Here is a 20299-nt window from a genome sequence, read left to right as displayed (position 1 = left end):
GCCTATTGATAAATCGCATAGTATTAATTAACTTAATACTATGCGATTTATTCATTGTCAACTCTTCTTTTTTTTATTAATATCTAATGATATTCAAGCGCATATTGCTAGAGATTCAAGCATAAGTGTAGGCATGGAAACTGCATTGTTCTTATCTTATACAGGATTTAATCAATCACTTGTTATTTTAATTAAAAGTGAAAAGAACTCCTTTTATCTTGGGCCAAAAATTTCTCTTTCCAATTACTACATGCCTTTATCTTCCATATGGGGTATAAATATGGGAATAAGGCATGATTTTGCTCAAGCAGGGACACTAAAAGCCTTTTTTAATATTGATTATCAGAATTCATTATTCAGGCCCAATGGATTTTCAGAAAAAATAAAATATAACATTATCCATGAATTTAATGCATCCTACGGTTTGCATTACAATTTATTCAAAGGTTTATCAATTGGAAATTCCATAGGGTTTGGAAGATATCTTGAGTTTTACCATGATATTATTGAAAATCGTAAAAATATTTATCAAGGTTACAGTGGCTTACTTAAAATACATATGAACTATGATTTCTAAAGTAATGCAGGCATTGTTCCTTATTTTGATTGTGTTAACACTTTTAGCTTGTTCAAAAACAGAATCTGGCATAGTAAATTTAAATGAAGGCAAAATAGGAATAATTGGACATGGGGGTAGCGGATTTCAGTCGGAAACAAATCCACTTCCGCATAATTCATTTGGAAGTATTGTAAAAGCCATTGAGGCAAACCAGGCAGATGGTGTAGAATTAGACATTCAAATAAGTAAAGACCTTAAGCTTATATTATACCATGACCGTACTTTGCAATCCATGACAAAATGCGATGGATGCATTTCAAGTAAAACGGCAATGGGAATTTCAGCGTGTAAATATAGAAACGACTATTATACTAATGTATTTACAGAGGAACATGTAATTGAACTAGAAGTAATAATGGAAAGGTTCTCAAAACGACAAATAAAACCTATTTTGTTTTTTGACATAAAAATATTTAATCCATGTGGTACAGATTCAACTGATTTAAGTGAAGCAATGGCTGAAGCAATAAATAAAACAATACTTAAATACGATGCCTTGCAATGGGTTATGGTACAATCCGTACAACCATACTTTCTGGACTACTTAAAACAGATTAATGGTGAAATCTTGTTACTACTTGAAGGAGGAAATGCAGAAGAAATAATAGAAACGGCAAAAATAAAAGGATACAAAGGAGTTATCCTCTCGAATGGAGTTATTTCAAAAAAAGAAGTAAATCAAGCGCATTCCAATGGTTTAACTGTAGTTATTTTTGATGTAAAAACCAGGGATGGCACCATTGAAGCCATAAATAAATCACCTGACTATATACAAACTGATAATTTATTATTGCTTCAGCAAAGTTTAAAATAACAAGGAACAAAGGAGCAGTTAAGATTTTTTAATTTTTTAGCATTCAATAAAATTACTTATATCTGTTTTTTAGGAATAAGGTTAAACAGGAATTATGAGCAATAGAGGTTTGAATTTATAGGTTTTTCAATTTATCCAACTGGATAAAAACAATAAAAATAAAAGCCGAAAGCTTATAAAATGAAATAATACAAGATAATTGACTGTAAATATGATGGAAGGTGTAAATTTGTTTTCAAATAAAAGAAATATGGCAAAAAGAAAAAGGGTATTAATAACTGGAGCAGCTGGCTTTTTAGGCTCTCATTTATGTGACCGGTTTATTAAAGAAGGTTACCATGTAATTGGTATGGACAACTTAATTACTGGGGACATGCGCAATATTGAGCATCTTTTTAAATTAGAACAATTTGAATTTTATCACCACGATGTTTCCAAATATGTACATGTACCTGGAGATTTAGAATATATTCTACATTTTGCATCACCTGCAAGCCCTATTGATTATTTAAAGATACCAATTCAAACACTCAAGGTTAGTTCACTTGGAACACATAATTTATTAGGGCTGGCAAAAGCCAAAGGAGCAAGAATTCTTGTTGCCTCTACCTCAGAGGTGTACGGAGATCCTCTTGTGCATCCACAAGATGAGGACTATTGGGGAAATGTAAATCCTGTGGGCCCCAGAGGGGTTTATGATGAGGCCAAAAGGTTTCAGGAAGCTATTACTATGGCCTATCATACTTATCATGCGGTAGAAACAAGAATTGTAAGAATTTTCAATACTTATGGACCCAGAATGCGATTAAATGATGGAAGAGTTTTACCAGCCTTTATAGGCCAGGCCATAAGGGGGGAAGATTTAACTGTTTTTGGAGATGGTAGTCAAACCAGATCTTTTTGTTATGTGGATGATTTAATTGAAGGAATTTACCGATTGTTGTTAAGTGATTATGCTAATCCTGTAAATATTGGCAATCCGGATGAAATTACTATAAGTGAATTTGGGGAGGAAATTATAAAACTCACAAATACCAATCAAAAAATGATTTACAAGAATTTACCAACAGATGATCCCAAACAAAGGAAACCTGACATTTCCAGGGCTATTGCTTTATTAGGATGGGAGCCAAAGGTTAATAGAGCTGATGGATTAAAAATAACATATAACTATTTTAAAAATCTTCCAGAGGAAGAATTATATAAAACAGAACATCGATTTGCTTAATGAAAACTGAAAAAAAATACTTTGCCCATGAAACTGCAGTGATAGACGAGGGCTGCAATATCGGAGAAGGAACTAAAATCTGGCATTTTTCTCATATTATGCCAGGATGTAAAATCGGCAACCAATGCAATATCGGCCAAAACGTAGTTGTATCCCCAGAGGTAATCTTGGGAAACAATGTAAAAGTCCAGAATAATGTCTCCATTTACACTGGGGTTACTTGTGATGATGATGTTTTTCTTGGTCCGTCTATGGTTTTTACGAATGTTAACAATCCAAGGAGTGCGGTAATACGTAAAAACCAATATACAAAAACCCATGTTGGCAAAGGAGCATCTATAGGAGCAAATGCTACCATTGTGTGTGGTCATGATATTGGTGCATATGCATTTATTGGTGCTGGTTCTGTTGTTACTAAAAATGTACCATCTTATGCTCTTGTAATTGGAAATCCGGCACGACAGGCAGGATGGATGAGCGAATACGGGCATAAGTTGGAATTCGATGCCAATGGCATTGCGGAATGTGAGGAAAGCAAAGAAAAATACAAAATAAAAGCAGGTATTGTAAGTAAATTAACTTAGAAAAATTAATTTTGCGACACACTACCCCGATAAAATGTTAATTCAAGAAAACAAAAAAGTAAAATTTGCCATAATTGGCACAGGGCATATTGGTAAACGACATGCTGAAATGATAATCAGAAATCCAGAAGCAGAGCTTGTTGCTCTGTGTGATATCCGTTCTGCTGAAGAATGCGGAATTCTGGCATTTGAAGTTCCTTTTTTTCAATCCATTGAGGAATTGCTAAACTCAGGGATTGAATATGATGTGGTTAATATTTGTACTCCAAACGGGTTTCACGCAAAACAATCTATGAAGATGCTGGAAAACAAAAAACATGTGGTGTGTGAAAAGCCAATGGGTTTAACCAAATCAGAATGTGAAGCAATCATTTTTAAGTCCCTCCAGGTTTCAAAACACTTTTTTTGTGTAATGCAAAACAGGTATTCTCCCCCATCGGTTTGGATAAAAGATGTATTGGAAAGGAGATTGCTTGGAGATATATACATGGTTCAGCTTAACTGCTATTGGAATAGAGATGAACGTTATTATAAAAAAGACAGTTGGAAGGGAAAAAATGATTTAGATGGAGGGACCTTGTTTACACAGTTCTCGCATTTTATAGATATAATGTATTGGCTATTTGGTGACATCAAAGACATTCAGGCCAAGTTTGAGGATTTCAGTCATAAGGAACTTACAGATTTTGAGGATTCAGGATTTGTAAATTTTAATTTCATCAATGGTGGAATGGGTTGTATTAATTATTCAACGGCAGTATGGGACACAAACCTTGAGAGTAGTATTACAATAATTGGAAGTAAAGGGAGCATAAAAATTGGCGGGCAGTATATGAATGAAGTTGAGTACTGTCACGTGAAGGATTATACAATGCCAGAACTAGCAGAGGCAAGCCCTGCGAATGATTATGGATATTATAAAGGATCGGCAGCTAATCATCATTTTGTTATAGAAAATGTAGTGGACACATTAAAAGGAAGAACAATAGCAACAACAAACGCGCTAGAGGGACTCAAAGTAGTTGATATAATTGAAAGAATTTACGCTCTTCGAAATAGTGATAATAATAGTAAATAGTATTAATAGTAATATTAGTTTTAAAAATAATGTACAACAAAATAATAAATAAGGAAGCAAAAATTGCTGTAATAGGTCTTGGCTATGTTGGATTGCCAATTGCACTAGAATTCGCAAAAAAAACATCAGTGATTGGTTTTGATATTAATGATGAACGTCTTGAAATGATGCGTAATAATGTTGATCCCAGCAATGAACTTCCAGCTGAATCCTTTAAAGGTTGTGATATAGTTTTCACATCTTCTCTAGAGGTATTAAGGCAAGCTAATTTTTTCATTGTGGCGGTTCCAACACCCATTAATGAGCATAACCTGCCTGATTTAACCCCTTTGCTTAAATCTTCTGAATCTGTAGGTTCAGCTTTAAAAAAAGGAGATTATGTAGTGTATGAATCTACTGTATATCCAGGATGTACGGAAGAGGATTGTGTACCTGTATTGGAAAGACTATCGGGATTGAAATTTAAAACTGATTTTAAAGCAGGTTATTCCCCCGAACGGATAAATCCAGGAGATAAGGAGCATACCATTACAAAAATACTTAAAGTAGTTTCAGGATGTGATGCTGAAGCGCTTGATGAAATTTCTAAAGTATATGAAATAATTGTAGAGCCTGGAGTTCATAAGGCCTCTTCTATAAGGGTTGCCGAAGCAGCTAAAATTATCGAAAACACCCAAAGAGATGTTAATATTGCCCTTATGAATGAACTTTCCATTATTTTTAACAGAATGGGAATAAATACATATGAAGTGCTTGAAGCGGCAGGTACAAAATGGAACTTTTTAAAGTTTTTTCCAGGATTAGTTGGTGGCCATTGCATTGGTGTTGATCCTTATTATTTAACCTATAAGGCAGAATCATTGGGTTATCATGCAAGGGTAATTAATTCGGGAAGATATGTAAATGATTCCATGGGCTTTTATATTGCCAAACAAACGGTTAAAAAGATTATAGCTGCAAAAAAAGACCTAAATCAAGCTGTAGTCCTTGTAATGGGAGCAACATTTAAAGAAGATGTGAGTGATATTAGAAATTCAAAAGTTGCGGATGTTATAAAGGAGTTAAAATCCTTTGGTGTTGCTGTTGAAATTGTTGACCCCCATGCATCTTCAGAAGAATTGAATCATGAGTATGGATTTGGACTTCATAAAAAAGCTGATAAAAAATATGATGCAGTTATTGTGGCTGTAAATCATAAAGAATATATTGGTCTTGATGAAAATTATTTCAAAAGTATTAGTTCAGAAAAAGGAATAATTGTTGATGTAAAAGGCATGTACCGCAATAAAATCAAAGATCTGAGTTATTGGAGTCTTTAGTTTTTTTTGATAAACATTGACAATGAAAAAAGGGGATAAAGTTTTAGTAACAGGAGGAACAGGTTATATTGGTTCTCATACTGTAGTTGAATTACAACAAAAAGGATTTGATGTAATTATAGCCGATAATTTTTCAAATTCTTCTGAAAGCGTAATTGACTCTATAGAAAAGATAACAGGAAAGCGTCCTGTTTTTGAGTTTACTGAACTTTGTGAAAGAGAACAAACACAATCACTTTTTAAAAAACACAAGGACTTAAAGGCCGTTATACATTTTGCAGCTTTTAAAGCAGTAGGTGAATCGGTTGAAAATCCATTGCTTTATTATAAAAACAATATTTTTTCATTGGTAAATGTACTTGAGGCCATGAAGGAAATTGAAATACCCAATCTTGTATTTTCTTCCTCTTGTACAGTTTATGGTCAACCCGATAAATTGCCTGTTGATGAAAATACCCCCTTGCAAAAATCCTCATCTCCATATGGGGAAACTAAACAAATGAGTGAAAAAATTATTTCCGATACTGTTAAAGCTACATTCCTTAATTCTATTTCATTAAGATATTTCAACCCTACAGGGGCACATGATTCAGCCATGATTGGCGAATTGCCTATTGAAAAACCCAATAATCTTGTACCCTTTATTACTCAAACAGCAGTAGGAAAAAGAGATGAATTGCAGGTTTTTGGAGGTGATTACAATACTCCGGATGGAACCTGCATTAGGGATTACATTCATGTTGTGGATTTGGCCAAAGCTCATTTAATTGCACTGGAAAGATTAATGGACAATAAAAACAAATCAAAAAATGAAATATTCAATCTGGGAACAGGCATAGGATATTCCGTGTTGGATACAATTCATAGCTTTGAAAGAGTAAGTGGGGAAAAATTAAACTATAAAATAGTTCAACGAAGACCAGGAGATGTTGAGAAAATTTATGCCGATACAACTTATGCAAATAAAGAATTAAATTGGAAGGCTGAACGTGATCTGGATAATATGATGCTAACAGCATGGAAATGGGAGCTTGCCCTTAATCAAAAAACGAATACACCCGCTTAAAAATGAATTTCACCAAAATAATTTTAGTCACAGGAGGAGCAGGTTTTATTGGCTCGCATGTAATAAGTTTATTCCTGAATAAATACCCTGAGTATAGAATTATCAATTTAGATAAGCTAACCTATGCAGGCAACCTGCTTAATTTAAAGGATGTTGAAGATGCTCCTAACTACCAGTTTGTAAAGGGTGATATTGTAGATGCGGATTTCATATATACATTGTTTGAAACACATGCAATTGACCATGTTATCCATCTTGCGGCAGAATCACATGTGGATAGATCAATTGCCAGTCCTATGGATTTTATAAATACCAATATTATAGGAACTGTTAATCTTTTGAATGCTTCCAGGAAATCATGGGAAAACTCAAATACGGGAAATAATTTATTTTATCATATTTCAACAGATGAGGTTTATGGATCCTTAGGAGCTGAAGGTTTTTTCACTGAAGAAACTTCCTATGATCCCAGAAGCCCTTATTCAGCATCAAAAGCAAGTTCAGATCACCTGGTAAGAGCCTGGCACCATACTTATAAATTGCCAGTTGTAATTTCCAATTGTTCAAACAATTATGGATCGCATCAATTTCCAGAAAAGTTAATACCTCTTGCCATTCATAATATAAAAAACAATAAACCTATTCCAGTTTATGGCAAAGGAGAAAATATTCGGGATTGGTTGTGGGTGAATGATCATGCAAGGGCAATTGATCAAATTTTTCATAAAGGCAAAACAGGAGAAACATACAATATTGGAGGAAACAATGAATGGAAAAACATTGACCTTATTAATTTGCTTTGTTCCATTATGGACAAAAAATTAAATCGTGAAGAAGGCAGTTCAATAAAACTCATCACTTTTGTTAAGGATCGTGCCGGTCACGATATGCGTTATGCAATTGATTCCTCTAAATTGCAAAAAGAATTAGGATGGCAACCTTCAGTGAACTTTGAACAGGGCCTGGAAAAAACAGTGGAATGGTACTTGAATAATAACACCTGGCTTGATTTAGTTACTTCAGGTGAATACCAGAATTATTACCAAAGCCAATATATAAACAGGTAAATTAAAGATGTTCGAAAAACCTTATCATTCAAGCGATTTAAGTAAATATAAATTTTTAATTACGGGTGGGGCAGGTTTTATCGGTTCAAATATTGTTGAATACCTTGTAAAATATAATGCAGGAAAAATCAAGGTTCTTGATGATTTGTCAACCGGATTTCTAGAAAACCTGGAACCTTTTTTAAATAAAATTGAACTTGTTAAAGGCTCAATTGAAAATTATGCCACATGCATGAATGCCTGCGAGGATATTGATTTTATATCACATCAGGCAGCTCTTGGTTCTGTGCCTCGTTCCATAGAATTCCCACTTGCAACAAACAGCGTAAATGCAAGTGGTTTTTTAAACATCATTACAGCAGCAAAGGAATCAGGGGTTAAGCGTATTGTTTATGCAAGTTCCTCCTCTGTATATGGCGATAGTAAGATCCTTCCAAAAACAGAGGAACAAATAGGAAAGCCTTTATCACCTTATGCCGTTTCTAAATATATAGATGAACTTTATGCTGGTGTTTATGCATCAGTATATGGGACAGAAGTAATTGGATTAAGATATTTCAATATTTTTGGACCAAGGCAAAATCCTAAGGGAGCTTATGCAGCAGCAATTCCTTTGTTTATGGATGCCTTAAAAAATAATATTTCACCAAAAATATTTGGTGATGGCAAACAAACCAGGGATTTTACTTTTGTTGAGAATGCAGTACAAGCGAATATTAAGGCACTTTTCACTAAGCATACAGAAGCTTTGGGGGAAGTTTTTAATATTGCTTATGGGGATAGGACATCTATTTTAGATATGTTCACTATTCTAAAGGGATTAACCCAGGCTTCCGTGGAGCCTGAATTTAAAAATGAACGAAAGGGAGATGTTAGGGATTCATTGGCTGATATAACAAAGGCTAAGAACTTATTAGCATATGAACCGACAGTGAATTTTGAGCAAGGTTTAAAAATTACTCTGGATTGGTTTGAGCAAAAATATTAATTAAAAGCAAACACATTAAAAGGTCTGTCTTAACAAAAACCAAGACAGGCCTTTTTTCCCTGTTATTAGAGGCATTATCTACTAAGTTACTCTTATGTGAACTGTTGTTGTTTCTGTCATTAATGATACACCTGCCATAAGAATTCCAACAATTACATGGGGCCATAAAACAAAGCCCCAGAATCCGAAAATCCAAGGTGAAAGCAATAAAAACACTCCGAGAACACCATCAATCCAAAGATGTGTGCTCATAGGTGTAATTTTGAATACACCGAGTTCGTAATCTGTAAATAAAGCCATAACAATAACTACAATACCTAAAATTACAGGTACCCATGTTTCAGCTCCTCCACGAGCAAATTGAAACAGCCAGGGAGCGGCAACTAATGCAATGCCTATAATATAATCCATAACTCCATGGGCTTTTGATGATATAACTTTCATTTTATTCTAATTTTAATTGGTTACTAAATAAACTTATCACCGTAATTTGCAATAAAACTGTGCCTGTTTTTCAAAAGATGTTGTTTTCTCATAAAAATGGGTTATTTCAAGGCCATATGCCTTTAAAAGTTCCATTTACAGGAGAAAACTTCCAATTATGAAATTGCAAATGGGATAAATCAAGGAAAAGCGGGCAAAATATTGGTTTTTTATAGGGTATCAGGATATATCCGGATGTTAAAGCAATGTCTAAATTTAAAATTATTAATCCTTTTCAGATTAAGCCAATGTTTCCCAAGGTACTCCCTAGCCTTTTTGCTGTGTATCTTTTATCGTTTTTTTAATACCTTTATCTTTTCAGAATCAAAAATAAAACATGAGTTTCATAAGTAGTTTATTTTTCCCAAAGCCCAAATTTGCCCCTGCTGATTTATCCGTATTAAAATGTGATATACACTCCCATTTAATACCTGGTATTGATGACGGAGCACAAGTTATGGAAGAATCCCTGCAAATAATTGACTATTTTAAATCACAGGGTTATCAAAAATTAATAACAACCCCACATGTAATGAGTGATTATTACAAAAACACACCTGAAATTATTTTATCAGGACTTGCAAAATTAAGAGAAGCTGTGAAAAATGCAGGTATTGAAATTGAGTTGGAAGCCGCAGCAGAATATTATCTTGATTTTGATTTTGAACAAAAAATTGATCAAAATAAATTATTAACCTTTGGGGATAAATATGTTTTATTTGAATTGGGATTTTTAAGTCCTTCTGATTCATTAAACAATGCGATTTTTTTAATGCAAACCAATGGTTACAAGCCGGTTTTGGCTCATCCAGAAAGATATACCTATTGGTACAGGGATTTTAATAAATATTACGAACTCAAGGAAAAAGGAGTGTTGTTTCAAATGAATATCAATTCCCTTACTGGCCATTATTCACTGGACACAAAAAAAATTGCTGAACGAATGGTGGATGAAGACATGATTGAATTATTAGGAAGTGATTGCCATAACATGAATCACGTAAATTTGCTTGAACAGTGCAGAAAAGAAAAATACCTGAATAAAATTTTAAAAAAGGAGAACCTTTTAAACAGCCAATTATAGAAAAACGGGCGGACAAACATCTCTATTACGTCCTGATTGAATTTTCTTTTTAATTCCTATTCTTAATTCCAAGGCCCGATTTCTGATAGTTTGTCCGCGACCTACATTAGCAGAAGGGGTAATATCAGGGTTAAAATGCACTTCGGTAAAAAAGATAATGGGTTCCCAATAATTAAAATCACAACCTACTCCACCTGAAATACTAAAATGCAATTGATTAAAAGGTAAAGTGGAATTTTGAGAAATCAAATATTCAATGCGTGGTCCTGCTAAAACATACAAATTTATGTCTATACCCTCTGCTCTTGCTTTTAAAAAATTATTAAAACTGCCATAATTGGTCCTGTGTTTGAAATCAACATTGCCAAATTCATCAAGCATTCTTACTCCTTTTTGATTGTATTGGGCTTCCATAACCCAGGTGAAAACATCATGATTAAAAAATTCCAAAAACAAACTTCCGTTAAATCCTGTTCGGTATTTCATTTTTTGAGGAGTATCAGAAGCAGAAAGCCATCCTATTTCCGTTGCTCTGGTAATACCTAGGGTTGCGCCATAAGCGTGTAAAAACTGAGCTTGAGACCCAAAGCAAACCCCTACAAACAGGACAAACAATAAAATAATTTTCTTCATTTAATTCCTCTAATTAACTGCAAGTTTAACTTCTATTCAAATTAATTAAGCACTATAGGCTTCCATATTACGCTCAACCTTTTTCACTAATCCCTGAAGAACCTTTCCAGGGCCAACTTCAACAAAAACATTTGTTCCATCGGCAATCATTTTCAAAACCGTTTGAGTCCACTTTACAGGAGATGTAAGTTGCTCAATTAAATTCTTTTTAATTTGTTCTGGATCAGAAACAGCATAAGCAGTTACATTTTGATAAACAGGGCAAAAAGGATGCATAAAATTAGTTGCTTGAATTGCTGCTTCAAGTTCTGTTTGTGCAGGCTCCATTAGGGGTGAGTGAAAAGCACCTCCCACAGGTAAAATCAAGGCGCGCTTTGCACCTGCATGAATTAATTTTTCACAGGCAATATTTACTCCTTTAATTGAGCCGGAAATAACCAATTGTCCAGGGCAATTATAATTAGCAGGAACAACTATTTCTGTTATTGTATTGCAAATTTCCTCAACTACATTATCGGCAAGCCCAATTATGGCTGCCATGGTAGATGGTTGAGCAAGACAAGCTTTTTGCATTGCCATTGCTCTTTTTGAAACAAGTACAAGAGCATCTTCAAAACTTAATGTTTCATTTGCTACTAATGCGGAAAATTCTCCCAGTGAATGGCCAGCAACCATATTTGGTCTTGACTCTGATTTTAATGATTTTGCCTTAACAACTGAATGTAAAAAAATTGCAGGCTGTGTAACATTTGTTTGTCTTAAATCTTCTTCAGTTCCGCTGAACATGATATCTGTAATCCTAAAACCAAGAATATCATTTGCTTGTTCAAAAATATTTTTTGCCTGAATTGAAGAATCATAAAGGTCTTTACCCATTCCTGAAAATTGAGAACCTTGCCCTGGAAAAATATATGCTTTCATTTATACGCTATATTAATGTAAAAACTGTCTTTAATTTAAAAGGCTAAAAATAACTATTTTTTTAGCTGAGTTTTGCTGAAATCAAACTAATAAATTCCGCACGGGTAGAGTCCTTTAAAAACTCCCCGGTAAAAGCAGAGGTGGTTGTTACTGAATTTTGCTTTTGAATTCCTCTCATTTGCATGCAAAGATGGGAACATTCAATAACAACAGCAACGCCCAAAGGGTTTAAAGTTTCCTGGATACAATCTCTTATATCGTAGGTTAGGCGTTCCTGAACTTGCAATCTTCGGGCAAAGGCATCTACTATACGGGGTATTTTGCTCAAACCGGTGATATAACCATTTGGAATGTATGCTACATATGCTTTTCCAAAGAAAGGCAGTAAATGGTGTTCACAAAGAGAATAAACTTCTATATCTTTCACCAAAACCATTTGTTTGTAATCTTCCTTAAAAATAGCTGACTTAAGAATTTCCCCAGGGTTAAGATCGTATCCGTGAGTAAGAAACTGAATTGCCTTTGCCATACGTTCCGGGGTCTTTAACAAGCCCTCACGTGTTGTGTCTTCTCCAATATCTTCCAATATTGAACGGTAGCTCCCAGCAATGGAATCTATTTTTCCTTTGTTGTATTTATCGAGTTTTGAATAACCTTGAATTTCAGTTTCTTCAAAATTCTCAAAACTTGTATCGTCTTTTTGATTCATTAGGAATAATTTAATTAAAAATGCAAAGGAATCTTATATAAAATTTTGTGTGTTCCTTATAACTAAGCTCATAGGCTTGTTCCATTTAATGACAACTGGTTTATAAAGGCAAATAAAAATCGCAAAACTTATTTTTAAAGGCCAAAATATTCCACAAAATTATTTTCTGTTTCAAAGAGCTTAATGGAATGCAACTCACATCCAAGGCCTTCAACCTCCTTTTGAAGCCTCTTCCAGATTTCAATAACTAAAATTTCTGTAGAAGCCATTTTTCCTTTCATCCATGGCACATCCAAATTAATATTTTTATGGTCAAGATCCTCAATTACATTGGCTCTGATTATTTTACTGAGGTGTTTAAGATCAACTACAAAACCTGTTTCAGGATTGGGATTTCCCTTTACAGTTACAAATAAATTATAATTGTGCCCATGCCAATTGGGGTTTGAACATTTTCCGAATACCTGCATGTTCTTTTCCTGGCTCCACTCCTCCCGCCATAATTTATGTGCGGCATTAAAATGTTCTTTGCGTGTAATAAAAATCATTTTTCTTAAGATAAAAAACAAAGATAAACCAAAATTTAAAGGCTGCACTAAAATAAATATCTTTGTAGCATGATTATTATTATAGTTGTTGCTACAGAAAAGGAAATTTCACCCCTTTTAAATAATCTTAAATTGATTGAAGTCCTTGATAGGAAATTACGAAAATACACCCATAATTCTTTAACCATTTATATACTTGTTACAGGCATTGGAATGGTAGCAACTGCTTATGAATGTGCAAGAGTGTTTGGCAAATATGATTTTGACCTGGCACTAAACCTTGGTATTGCCGGTACATTTAATTCAAAGGTAAATAAAGGTGAAGTTGTTGAAATAATTTCTGATGTTTTTTCAGAATTGGGAGCCCAGGATGATGATAAATTTATCTCTTTGCCAGAACTAGGGCTAATGGATGAAAATGAATTTCCATTTACAAACAACAAGCTAATAAATATCAACAAAGTTAAAAATCCTGTAATTGGCTTATTACAAAAGGTTGAAAGCATTACAGTAAATTTGGTACACGGTGAGAAAAAAAGTATAGAAAAAACAATTAATCAATATAATGCTCAAACAGAAAGCATGGAAGGAGCAGCATTTTTTTACAGTTGTTTCGAAAGTAAAATTCCGTGTATTCAAATAAGGTCAATTTCAAATTTTATTGAAAAAAGAAATCGTGCATCCTGGGATATTCCCCTTGCCGTAAAAAATTTAAACGAAACTGCCTTTGCAATTCTTAACGCCTTTTAATTATGAAGCAATTTTATTTAGTTATCAATTTGGTTTTATACAGTTTCTTGCTTTTTTCTCAAAAAAATGCTCCAATAACTTTTAAAACATCTGGCACCTATAATGCACCCGTTTTTTCTTCTATAAGCACAGCTTCAAAAAACTGGGAGAAAGCTTTTAAACTTGATCTAACTGACCAATATTTCGAAAAGGAACAACAAAAATTAGTTCACCTAAAGTATATTCAGGCTTTACAATTTGGAAATAATTACCTTACAAAATTACCAGATGAAATATGTGAACTTGAGGGCTTGCTTTTTTTATCCAGCAGAAAAAATGGATTAACTGATTTGCCAGAAGATATTGGAAAGCTAAATAACCTGATGTACCTGGAATTAATTGATACGAATTTGGATTCACTTCCGGCTTCATTCCAAAACCTTTACCGTTTAAAATCCCTAAATATTCAAAACAACAAAGATACTCTATACCTAGCCCCCTTTCTTAGCAAGATGCCTTCCCTTTCGGAATTGACTGTTTTCAATACAATTTTAGATACTCTTGCTGATGATTTGTTTCTTTGGGAAAGTATCCAAAAGCTGACCCTGGTAAAATGTAATTTAAAAGAAATGCCGGAAAACATTGGCCAACTAAAAAATCTTGAAGAACTTATTCTTGATGAAAATGAAATAAGGATTCTTCCATCCTCCTTTGTAAAACTAAAAAACCTTAAACATCTTTCCTTGAAAAACAATAAAATTACTCATCTGAATGAAAATATTTCTAATCTTCAAAAACTCCAAAGTCTTGATTTGAGGGGTAATTTTGTGGATAAGTATGATGTTGATATTTTAAAGGTCCTATTGCCCAGGTGTGTAATTTTGGTTGATTGAATTTAACAATGCAAACTTACCTAAAAGTGGCATTTAGTTAGTATTACTTGCCTTTTCTTTTTTTTGGCTTTTCTTGTGATTTTTCTTGTGGCTCAAAATCCAGTTTTCCAATATTTCTCATTTGCCTTAAAACCCATTGTTGCCTACCTTGAATGTAACCTGAGGGCTTATGAGCGGAATATTTTCTTGGGTTTGGTAGTATTGCCGCTATAAGGGCTGCTTGTTGAGATGAAATATTAGAGGCATTTTTTTTAAAATAAGCTTGAGAGGCGGCCTGTGCCCCGTATATACCATCACCCATTTCTATTACATTCAGGTAAACTTCAAGGATTCTTTCTTTTCCCCAAATAAGTTCAATAAGGGCTGTAAAATATACCTCGAGGCCTTTTCTTAAATAATTTCGTCCCTGCCATAAAAAAACATTTTTAGCTGTTTGTTGGCTTATTGTACTAGCGCCTTTAATCCTTTTGCCTTTTTTATTTGCTTTGAAAGCTTTTTCAATGGATTCAAAATCAAATCCCCAATGATGGGGGAAACGCTGATCTTCGGAAGCTACCACTGCTAGTGGCAAATGAGCTATTTTATCTAATGGTTCCCAATCTTTTTTGAGTTTGAAATCTTTCCCCTCAATGCCTTGTTCTGCCAGCCTTATTAACATTAATGGAGTAACTGGAACAGGAACCCATTTAAATACCAAGACAATAAGTAAACTAAAAACAAACAAGCCAATAATTGCCTTTAACAGGGATTTTAAAATTCTTTTTAATGTTCCTGATTTCTTTTTCATCCGAATAAAATTGGCCGCAAATCTAAATAATTTTACAACGTAATTTCAAGTAAGTGATTGTTTTTCTGTCCTGGATACACCATCTAGAACAAATTGTTGCTTTTAGTAAGTATTAATGGATAATAAACAGTTTAGTGTCAAAAAAAATCCGAGCAATCAAAGTTGTGTTTCTTTAAATTATTTTCAAAAACATATCTTTGCCACTATTCATTTAACTATTAAATATCGATGCGCTTATTTTTTTTAGTCCTGTTAATGCCTTTTTTGGCTGAAGCCCAACCTTATAAACAAGCAGATGCTGCACAAATCAGGCTTAATATTGAAAAACTTAAAAATCCTGCAAAAGTATTGTATATAGCAGCACATCCTGATGATGAAAACACCAGATTGCTATCCTGGATGGTGAGTGAAAAAAAGTGTAAAACTGCTTATTTGTCTTTAACAAGGGGAGATGGAGGACAAAATTTAATTGGCACAGAAAAGGCTGAATTATTAGGAATTATAAGAACCCAGGAATTATTAGCTGCAAGAAGCGTGGATGGTGCAGAACAATTTTTTTCACGTGCAGTTGATTTTGGTTATTCAAAAAAACCTGAAGAAACTTTTGAGAAATGGGGCAAGGATGAAATTCTTTCAGATGTAGTATGGGTAATAAGAAATTTCAAGCCGGATATTATTATAACCCGGTTTCCAACAACGGGCGAAGGGGGACACGGACATCATACTGCTTCTGCAATGCTTGCAGTTGAGGCTTTTGAAGCTGCCGCTAATCAAGAAAAATTCCCCTGGCAATTAAAATATACTCAACTATGGCAGCCAAAAAGACTTTTATGGAATACTTTTCAACCCCAAAGGAATTCCAATGCCGATACAACTGATTTATTAAAACTTGATGTAGGAGGTTACAATGCTTTATTAGGGAGCTCTTATGGAGAAATCGCTTCAAAAAGCCGTAGCATGCACAAGAGTCAGGGATTTGGTTCTGCGCGAAACAGAGGGCCACAAATCGAATGGTTTAAACATTTGGCAGGAGAAAGAGCACAAAAAGATATTTTTGAAAATGTAATCTTATCTGTTTCTAAAATACAAGGAGGAGCCGGCTTTGAAAAGGCTATAGATGAAACAATAAAAAATTACAATCCATCGGCTCCTGAAAAAAGCATTCCCTATCTTTTAAAAGCCCATGAACAATTAAACCTGATTAAAAACACTGAAATAAAGACCGTAAAAAGGCAGGAACTTGAGCAAATAATTTTAGATTGTGCAGGTTTATTTTTTGAAGCATTTGTGGATACTTATTCTGCAAATCCGGGTCAGCAAATAAATACCAAGGCATATGTATTGATAAGAAACAATGCGGATTTTAATTTAAAAAACATTTCAATAAAAGGGATTAAAGATACTTTAGTTAATGTAACTATTAAAAAACATGAACCATTGACAATTCCAATTTCACTTGTTATCCCTTTTGATAAAAATTATACGAATCCCTTTTGGTTGCAGGATACGCCCCAAGAAGGATTATTTCAAATAAATGATACGCTTAATTTAGCTGCACCAAAAGGTCCGTCAACAATTGAAGCGGTTTTTACTTTTAGTGTTGGAAATAAGGAATTGCATTTTACCCGTCCTTTAGTTTATAAATGGGTAAGCCCGGTGGATGGAGAACTATACCGGGATTTTGAAGTAATTCCAGAGGTGATGGTAAATTTCAACAAGCAGGTTTATTTATTTAAGAAGAAGGAAAAAAGCCTGGTAAACCTCACCGTTAAGGCAGGTAAAGAGAATGTTTCGGGAAATGTAAAATTAATACTTCCACGGGGTTGGAGATCAGAACCCGAGAGTCAATCTTTTTTATTAAATCAAAAAGAAGAAGAAATGGCAGTTAATTTCATTGTGCTTCCGCCCTCCGACACAAATTCTACCGGGCCTTTTGAAATGAAAGCGCTTGCTAATTCCAACAATAAAACCTTTAATCAGAGTATTACCCGAATTAATTATGATCACATTCCTGTTCAGACCCTTATTAATGAATCAAAATCGAGTTTATCGCAACTCGATATCTCTTTAAACAAAATTAAAATTGCGTATATACCGGGAGCAGATGACATTCCGATTTACCTGGAACAACTGGGTTATGAGGTATCCATTTTAACTGATGATATGCTAGAGGCGCTGGATTTAAATCAATTTAAAGTGATAATTACTGGAATCAGGGCCTATAATACAAACAACAAACTTAAAATGAGCAATAGGAAATTATTGCAATTTGTTGAAAATGGAGGCAATCTTATTGTACAATATAATACCAGCAATTTTACCGGAACTATTGATTTTCAGATAGGCCCTTATCCTTTTAAAATAGGCAGAAACAGGGTAACTGATGAAAATGCGGAAGTTGAATTTACAAAGCCCACACATGCTTTATTAAATTTTCCAAATAAAATAACTTCCCAGGACTTTGAGGGCTGGGTGCAGGAAAGAGGAATATATTTCGCTGAAGATTTTCAGGAAAATTATCAAACAGTATTTTCCATGCACGACAAGGATGAAAAAGCTCAACATGGAAGTTTAATAGTGACCCATTATGGAAAAGGAAGTTTTATTTATACAGGTATTTCTTTCTTCAGACAGTTGCCAGCAGGAGTTCCAGGAGCATACCGTTTATTTGTAAACCTAATATCTTATACAAATCAGAGTGGAGCAAGAAAACAATGATAAACCGCCCTTTTTTAAAAACTGGAATGGCATGTACCTATTTGTACTTGCATTTACAACTGTTTTAATCTTGTGTTTTTACATTTTAACTTTAGTTTACAATGGCAAACCTTGATTGGATAATTCTGTTTGGCACCCTTGCCTTTATTGTAATTTATGGTACCTGGAAGTCCAGGGGTAGCCAAAACATTGAAGGTTACCTTAAGGGTGACAATGAGATGAAATGGTATACAATTGGCTTGTCCATTATGGCCACCCAGGCTAGTGCTATTACGTTTCTTTCAACTCCTGGTCAGGCTTTTGAAGATGGCATGCGCTTTATCCAATTTTATTTTGGCTTGCCCATTGCCATGATAATAATTTCTTTTACCATCCTGCCAATTTACTACAAACTCAAGGTTTATACAGCTTATGAATATTTAGAAAACCGCTTTGATTATAAAACAAGATTACTAGCTGCATTTCTTTTTTTAGTGCAACGTGGGCTTGCAGCAGGAATTACAATTTATGCACCCGCTATTATTTTGTCTTCTATTTTAGGATGGAATTTAAATTTCACCAACATATTTATTGGTTTCCTGGTAATAATCTATACAGTTGCTGGGGGAACAAAGGCAGTAAGCCAAACGCAAAAACAACAAATGCTTGTAATATTGGCAGGTATGACCATTGCATTTATTATTGTTGTAAACTCTTTGCCCCAACATATTACTTTTTCCAATGCGGTTTCCATTGCAGGCACAATGGGAAAAATGAATGTTGTAGATTTTTCTTTTGACTTTACCACCCGATATACCTTTTGGTCTGGAATTACAGGAGGCTTATTTCTTGCCATGTCCTATTTTGGAACGGATCAATCACAGGTTCAGCGTTATTTATCGGGTAAATCATTGAAAGAAAGCCGACTTGGATTAATGTTCAATGGAATTGTTAAAATACCAATGCAATTCTTGATTTTATTTACCGGGATAATGGTTTTTGTGTTTTATCAATTTGAACAATCGCCCGTATTTTTCAATGAAAATTTAACACAAAAGGTTTATAATACTCCTTTTGAGGATGAAATGAGAGAAGTGGAAAAAGCACATGCAAGCACCTTTCAATACAAAAAAGAGCAGATTAATCAGTATGTTACAGCTCTTAACTCAGGAAATGATCTAACAGCGAAAGAGGCTGCAAACAAAATTAGGATTGCAGGGAAATTAGACCAAAAACTACGAAAAGAAAGCCAAAGCATAATTAAAAATGCAATTCCAGGCTCTGAGGCAAAGGATACTGATTACATTTTTATTTCATTTATTATGAAATATCTTCCTACCGGTATTATTGGATTATTATTGGCAGTAATTTTTTCTGCAGCAATGTCCTCCACCTCAGGAGAACTTAATGCCCTTGCCTCTACAACCGTAATTGATATATACAAAAGGCGGATAAATCCTTCTGGTTCTGATAAACATTACTTAAGTGCATCCAAATGGTTTACTGTTTTTTGGGGGCTTATAGCTATTTTATTTGCCACTTTTGCTTCACTGGTCGATAACCTGATTCAAGCGGTAAATATTCTGGGTTCCATATTCTACGGAACCATTCTTGGAATCTTTCTTTCAGCTTTTTACATCAAAATAATAAAATCAAAGGAGGTTTTCATTGCTGCCATTATCACACAGGTAACCGTAATTTTGCTTTACCTTTATTCTGATATTGGTTTTCTTTGGTACAATGTGATTGGATGTGCATTGGTTATTGGGTTGGCATTGGTTTTGGGGTGGTTTTATAGGCTTCGTTCTACTTAAGCACTTTGATAGCGATTCTTCCTTAGGCTTCGCTTCATTCTGAAATGACAGTGCAGCCAGGGGGTTTATTATTATACCATCACCGGAGTCTTGGAAAATGGAGAAGCCTTTCAAAAACAAGGTTCGCTGCATTTAATGAGATGATGTTAGTGAGGATTTCTTGTTTTTTCTAAAAAAACAAGCTGTCATTAAAGGGATTCCTCATTGCGCTTCGCTTCAATCGGAATGACAGCATTGG

The 20299-nt window shown here is 34.2% G+C and carries 20 protein-coding genes; 14 read left to right on the top strand and 6 right to left on the bottom strand.

The genetic code is table 11. From position 1 onward, the window contains the following. Nucleotides 1-133 precede the first annotated feature (133 nt). From H0V01_04160 to H0V01_04120, 9 genes are all read left to right on the top strand, one after another. Nucleotides 134-577, top strand: coding sequence for a hypothetical protein (locus H0V01_04160; GenBank protein ID MBA2582566.1), 444 nt, complete (start codon nucleotides 134-136; stop codon nucleotides 575-577). Then, a complete protein-coding gene (locus H0V01_04155; GenBank protein ID MBA2582565.1) occupies nucleotides 567-1433 on the top strand; it encodes a hypothetical protein in 867 nt (288 codons plus the stop codon). Before H0V01_04160 ends, H0V01_04155 begins: the two co-directional genes overlap by 11 nt. Before the next feature lie 250 nt (nucleotides 1434-1683). Continuing rightward, nucleotides 1684-2661 carry an SDR family oxidoreductase gene (locus H0V01_04150; protein ID MBA2582564.1) on the top strand — a complete coding sequence of 326 codons (978 nt, stop codon included), beginning with the start codon at nucleotides 1684-1686 and terminating at the stop codon, nucleotides 2659-2661. After that, entirely contained in the window at nucleotides 2661-3245 is a 585-nt protein-coding gene (locus H0V01_04145) for an N-acetyltransferase (protein MBA2582563.1), read from the top strand. The genes H0V01_04150 and H0V01_04145 overlap by 1 nt, the downstream gene beginning before the upstream one ends. A gap of 34 nt (nucleotides 3246-3279) precedes the next feature. Then, nucleotides 3280-4323: a Gfo/Idh/MocA family oxidoreductase gene (locus H0V01_04140; protein ID MBA2582562.1), complete on the top strand. Its 1044-nt coding sequence runs from the start codon at nucleotides 3280-3282 to the stop codon at nucleotides 4321-4323. A gap of 29 nt (nucleotides 4324-4352) precedes the next feature. Next, nucleotides 4353-5642 carry a nucleotide sugar dehydrogenase gene (locus H0V01_04135; protein ID MBA2582561.1) on the top strand — a complete coding sequence of 430 codons (1290 nt, stop codon included), beginning with the start codon at nucleotides 4353-4355 and terminating at the stop codon, nucleotides 5640-5642. Nucleotides 5643-5664: 22 nt separating this feature from the next. Beyond that, nucleotides 5665-6708, top strand: a complete 1044-nt coding sequence (gene galE / locus H0V01_04130; GenBank protein MBA2582560.1) for a UDP-glucose 4-epimerase GalE — start codon at nucleotides 5665-5667, stop codon at nucleotides 6706-6708. Between the two features lie 2 nt (nucleotides 6709-6710). After that, nucleotides 6711-7775 (top strand): dTDP-glucose 4,6-dehydratase, encoded by a 1065-nt coding sequence (gene rfbB / locus H0V01_04125; protein MBA2582559.1) that lies wholly within the window; start codon nucleotides 6711-6713, stop codon nucleotides 7773-7775. Between the two features lie 7 nt (nucleotides 7776-7782). Then, nucleotides 7783-8763 (top strand): SDR family oxidoreductase, encoded by a 981-nt coding sequence (locus H0V01_04120; protein ID MBA2582558.1) that lies wholly within the window; start codon nucleotides 7783-7785, stop codon nucleotides 8761-8763. A gap of 81 nt (nucleotides 8764-8844) precedes the next feature. Here H0V01_04120 and H0V01_04115 read toward each other — a convergent pair whose 3' ends face one another. After that, the gene (locus H0V01_04115; protein ID MBA2582557.1) at nucleotides 8845-9207 is read right to left on the bottom strand and encodes an SPW repeat protein; all 363 of its coding nucleotides are present in this window, start codon (nucleotides 9205-9207) and stop codon (nucleotides 8845-8847) included. 376 nt (nucleotides 9208-9583) lie between these two features. Between H0V01_04115 and H0V01_04110 the strand changes: the two genes are divergently transcribed. Beyond that, nucleotides 9584-10330, top strand: coding sequence for a capsular biosynthesis protein (locus H0V01_04110; GenBank protein ID MBA2582556.1), 747 nt, complete (start codon nucleotides 9584-9586; stop codon nucleotides 10328-10330). Here H0V01_04110 and H0V01_04105 read toward each other — a convergent pair. From H0V01_04105 to H0V01_04090, 4 genes are all read right to left on the bottom strand, one after another. Then, complete coding sequence (locus H0V01_04105) at nucleotides 10325-10963, bottom strand: outer membrane beta-barrel protein (protein MBA2582555.1); 639 nt, start codon at nucleotides 10961-10963, stop codon at nucleotides 10325-10327. The genes H0V01_04110 and H0V01_04105 overlap by 6 nt on opposite strands. Nucleotides 10964-11008: 45 nt before the next feature. Then, nucleotides 11009-11884 carry an ACP S-malonyltransferase gene (gene fabD / locus H0V01_04100; protein ID MBA2582554.1) on the bottom strand — a complete coding sequence of 292 codons (876 nt, stop codon included), beginning with the start codon at nucleotides 11882-11884 and terminating at the stop codon, nucleotides 11009-11011. Between the two features lie 61 nt (nucleotides 11885-11945). Beyond that, the gene (folE, locus tag H0V01_04095) at nucleotides 11946-12593 is read right to left on the bottom strand and encodes a GTP cyclohydrolase I FolE (protein MBA2582553.1); all 648 of its coding nucleotides are present in this window, start codon (nucleotides 12591-12593) and stop codon (nucleotides 11946-11948) included. 134 nt (nucleotides 12594-12727) lie between these two features. After that, entirely contained in the window at nucleotides 12728-13141 is a 414-nt protein-coding gene (locus H0V01_04090; protein MBA2582552.1) for a 6-carboxytetrahydropterin synthase, read from the bottom strand. 69 nt (nucleotides 13142-13210) lie between these two features. Here H0V01_04090 and mqnB point away from each other — a divergent pair, with 69 nt between their 5' ends. Together mqnB and H0V01_04080 are read left to right on the top strand one after the other, a co-directional pair. Continuing rightward, a complete protein-coding gene (gene mqnB / locus H0V01_04085) occupies nucleotides 13211-13891 on the top strand; it encodes a futalosine hydrolase (protein ID MBA2582551.1) in 681 nt (226 codons plus the stop codon). A gap of 2 nt (nucleotides 13892-13893) precedes the next feature. After that, a complete protein-coding gene (locus H0V01_04080; protein ID MBA2582550.1) occupies nucleotides 13894-14763 on the top strand; it encodes a hypothetical protein in 870 nt (289 codons plus the stop codon). Nucleotides 14764-14806: 43 nt separating this feature from the next. Here the strand turns inward: H0V01_04080 and mtgA are convergent, their stop codons facing one another. Next, complete coding sequence (mtgA, locus tag H0V01_04075) at nucleotides 14807-15550, bottom strand: monofunctional biosynthetic peptidoglycan transglycosylase (protein ID MBA2582549.1); 744 nt, start codon at nucleotides 15548-15550, stop codon at nucleotides 14807-14809. A 228-nt stretch (nucleotides 15551-15778) separates the two neighbouring features. Between mtgA and H0V01_04070 the strand changes: the two genes are divergently transcribed. Both H0V01_04070 and H0V01_04065 read left to right on the top strand, forming a co-directional pair. Next, nucleotides 15779-18268: a PIG-L family deacetylase gene (locus H0V01_04070; GenBank protein ID MBA2582548.1), complete on the top strand. Its 2490-nt coding sequence runs from the start codon at nucleotides 15779-15781 to the stop codon at nucleotides 18266-18268. Nucleotides 18269-18369: 101 nt separating this feature from the next. Beyond that, a complete protein-coding gene (locus tag H0V01_04065; protein MBA2582547.1) occupies nucleotides 18370-20061 on the top strand; it encodes a sodium:solute symporter in 1692 nt (563 codons plus the stop codon). The last annotated feature ends 238 nt before the right edge of the window (nucleotides 20062-20299 follow it).

This window comes from Bacteroidota bacterium, from assembly GCA_013696965.1.
GTDB lineage: Bacteria > Bacteroidota > Bacteroidia > JACCXN01 > JACCXN01 > JACCXN01.
Note: the sequence above shows the minus strand (reverse complement) of the source record. Positions and strands in the feature narration are given on the sequence as shown.

Bases quoted from the DNA above. Each gene is read 5' to 3' on its own strand.
- galE (MBA2582560.1), top strand. From the start codon at position 5,665: ATGAAAAAAGGGGATAAAGTTTTAGTAACAGGAGGAACAGGTTATATT.
- rfbB (MBA2582559.1), top strand. From the start codon at position 6,711: ATGAATTTCACCAAAATAATTTTAGTCACAGGAGGAGCAGGTTTTATT.
- H0V01_04115 (MBA2582557.1), bottom strand. From the start codon at position 9,207: ATGAAAGTTATATCATCAAAAGCCCATGGAGTTATGGATTATATTATA.
- H0V01_04135 (MBA2582561.1), top strand. From the start codon at position 4,353: ATGTACAACAAAATAATAAATAAGGAAGCAAAAATTGCTGTAATAGGT.
- H0V01_04090 (MBA2582552.1), bottom strand. From the start codon at position 13,141: ATGATTTTTATTACACGCAAAGAACATTTTAATGCCGCACATAAATTA.
- H0V01_04080 (MBA2582550.1), top strand. From the start codon at position 13,894: ATGAAGCAATTTTATTTAGTTATCAATTTGGTTTTATACAGTTTCTTG.
- H0V01_04110 (MBA2582556.1), top strand. From the start codon at position 9,584: ATGAGTTTCATAAGTAGTTTATTTTTCCCAAAGCCCAAATTTGCCCCT.
- H0V01_04160 (MBA2582566.1), top strand. From the start codon at position 134: ATGGAAACTGCATTGTTCTTATCTTATACAGGATTTAATCAATCACTT.
- H0V01_04065 (MBA2582547.1), top strand. From the start codon at position 18,370: ATGGCAAACCTTGATTGGATAATTCTGTTTGGCACCCTTGCCTTTATT.
- H0V01_04105 (MBA2582555.1), bottom strand. From the start codon at position 10,963: ATGAAGAAAATTATTTTATTGTTTGTCCTGTTTGTAGGGGTTTGCTTT.
- mqnB (MBA2582551.1), top strand. From the start codon at position 13,211: ATGATTATTATTATAGTTGTTGCTACAGAAAAGGAAATTTCACCCCTT.
- fabD (MBA2582554.1), bottom strand. From the start codon at position 11,884: ATGAAAGCATATATTTTTCCAGGGCAAGGTTCTCAATTTTCAGGAATG.
- H0V01_04070 (MBA2582548.1), top strand. From the start codon at position 15,779: ATGCGCTTATTTTTTTTAGTCCTGTTAATGCCTTTTTTGGCTGAAGCC.
- H0V01_04140 (MBA2582562.1), top strand. From the start codon at position 3,280: ATGTTAATTCAAGAAAACAAAAAAGTAAAATTTGCCATAATTGGCACA.
- mtgA (MBA2582549.1), bottom strand. From the start codon at position 15,550: ATGAAAAAGAAATCAGGAACATTAAAAAGAATTTTAAAATCCCTGTTA.
- H0V01_04120 (MBA2582558.1), top strand. From the start codon at position 7,783: ATGTTCGAAAAACCTTATCATTCAAGCGATTTAAGTAAATATAAATTT.
- H0V01_04155 (MBA2582565.1), top strand. From the start codon at position 567: ATGATTTCTAAAGTAATGCAGGCATTGTTCCTTATTTTGATTGTGTTA.
- H0V01_04150 (MBA2582564.1), top strand. From the start codon at position 1,684: ATGGCAAAAAGAAAAAGGGTATTAATAACTGGAGCAGCTGGCTTTTTA.
- H0V01_04145 (MBA2582563.1), top strand. From the start codon at position 2,661: ATGAAAACTGAAAAAAAATACTTTGCCCATGAAACTGCAGTGATAGAC.
- folE (MBA2582553.1), bottom strand. From the start codon at position 12,593: ATGAATCAAAAAGACGATACAAGTTTTGAGAATTTTGAAGAAACTGAA.